At 62.7% G+C, this 2,112-nt stretch carries 1 protein-coding gene; it reads left to right on the top strand.

Going from position 1 to position 2,112, the window contains the following annotated elements:
• Positions 1–110 precede the first annotated feature (110 nt).
• Positions 111–1,943, top strand: coding sequence for a dihydroxy-acid dehydratase (ilvD, locus tag H5U08_RS16660; protein ID WP_297035637.1), 1,833 nt, complete (start codon positions 111–113; stop codon positions 1,941–1,943).
• Positions 1,944–2,112 lie beyond the last annotated feature (169 nt).

The raw sequence follows: 2,112 nt of genomic DNA, 5'->3' as shown, positions 1-2,112 counted from the left end.
CAAGGGCGCGACTTGTTCCGTAAAAGAGATCTGACTTGCGGGGCGGTCCAGGCGGACGCGAGTCTCCCGCGAGTTGTGCGAGATTTATTTGGTTACCAGCGAGGTCAACAATGCGATCGGATCAGATCAAACTCGGCGCTGCACGGGCACCCCATCGCAGTTTGCTCCGCGCCACCGGGGTCCAGGATGATGATTTCCGCAAGCCGTTTATCGCCATCTGCAACAGCTACACCGATATCATCCCCGGTCATGTGCATCTCAACGCGGTCGGTGAGTTCATCAAAGAGTGCGTCCGCGAGGCCGGCGGGGTACCCTTCGTCTTCAACACGATCGGCGTTGACGATGGCATCGCGATGGGCCATACCGGAATGAAGTACTCGCTGCCCAGCCGGGAACTGATTGCCGATTCCGTGGAGACGATGCTCCAGGCCCATTGTTTCGACGGGATGATCTGCATCCCCAACTGCGACAAGATCGTCCCCGGGATGCTCATGGCGGCGGTGCGGTGCAACATCCCGACGATCTTTGTGAGCGGCGGGCCGATGGAGGCTGGGCGGACTCCCGACGGCCGGAAGGTCGATCTCATCGACGTCTTCATCGCGGCGGCAGCGCGGCAGGACGGTAAATTGACCGAGGAAGAACTGGCCGAACTGGAACGCCTCGGCTGTCCCACCTGCGGTTCGTGCTCCGGAATGTTCACCGCCAACAGCATGAACTGCCTGTGCGAGGCCCTGGGCATCGCACTCCCCACCAACGGCACGCTCCTCGCCACCAGTGCGGAGCGAAAGCGTCTCTACCGACGTGCGGCCCAGCGGATTGTGGAAATGGTATGGCAATTCGAAAAGCTGGGTCCTGGCCACGGCCTGCTGCCCCGGGAGATCATCACCGCAGAATCCATCGACAACGCGATGGTTCTCGACATGGCGATGGGGGGAAGCACCAACACGGTGCTCCACATCATGGCGGTGGCCAAAGAAGCGGAGATCGATTACGACCTGCGGCGGATTGATGAACTGAGTCGAAAAACTCCCAACATCTGCCGGGTCGCGCCGAGCAGCCACTATCACGTGGAGGACGTCCACAACGCCGGGGGTGTTCACACCATCCTGGGCGCCATCGCCCGGGGGCGTCCCGGTCTTCTCCACCTGGATTGCATGACCGTGACCGGAAAGACCCTCGGCGAAAATATTGCCGAGTACGACATCCGCGCCCAGACGGCCAGCGAAGAGGCCCTGGAACTGGCGGCGGTCACGGCGGGAGGACAGCGAAACGTCCCGGGATTGAGTGTGCCGCGCAAAGCCCGGTCGATTCGTGAACTCACTCCGGAACAGCTCGGCTTCGACCCGTATGACTGCATCCGTGAGGTGGAAAACGCCTACAGTCAGGAGGGCGGGCTGGCCATTCTTTATGGCAACCTGGCGCCCCGGGGAGCGGTGGTCAAGACGGCTGGCGTCCTCCCACACATGCTCCGCTTCACCGGGCCGGCGGTCATCTTTGAATCCGAAACCGAGGCCTATCAGGGAATCATCAATGGCAAGGTCAAGGCCGGTGACGTGGTCGTCATCCGTTATGAAGGGCCGAAGGGAGGGCCGGGAATGCAGGAGATGCTGGCGCCCACCACGGCCATTAAAGGTGTCAAACTCGACGACAAGGTGGCCCTCATCACGGATGGACGTTTCAGCGGGGGAACGGCCGGGGCCTGCATCGGACACGTCAGTCCGGAGGCCGCCGCGGGCGGTCCGATCGCCCTCCTGGAGCCTGGCGATATGATCGAAATCGATATCCCGGCCCGCAAGCTCAACGTCCTGGTCAGCGAGGAAGTCCTCGCCGAACGCCGGAAACGCTGGTCACCGCCGCCACCGCGGTTTGTCAAAGGCTACCTGGCCAAATACGCGCGAATGGCCACCAGTGCGGATCAGGGGGCCGTGCTCCGGTGGGAGTGAACGCCCGCCGCTTTGTCCCATCCACCTTCCGCCGCCTGACCGCCCCACATAAGACCTGCTGGACGCGCCAGGTCGAAGCGGTGTCACAGGGGTGGCTCGCCAATCGCGCGAAGGTACTCCGCCAGCCGGGCATACAGGTCCAGCAGACTCTGCCATTGCCGCTGGTCGA

Source organism: Thermogutta sp. (assembly GCF_014359955.1).
Lineage (GTDB): Bacteria > Planctomycetota > Planctomycetia > Pirellulales > Thermoguttaceae > Thermogutta.
Note: the sequence above shows the minus strand (reverse complement) of the source record. Positions and strands in the feature narration are given on the sequence as shown.

Excerpts from the sequence above, each read along its gene's own strand:
- ilvD (WP_297035637.1), top strand. The coding sequence starts at position 111 with ATGCGATCGGATCAGATCAAACTCGGCGCTGCACGGGCACCCCATCGC.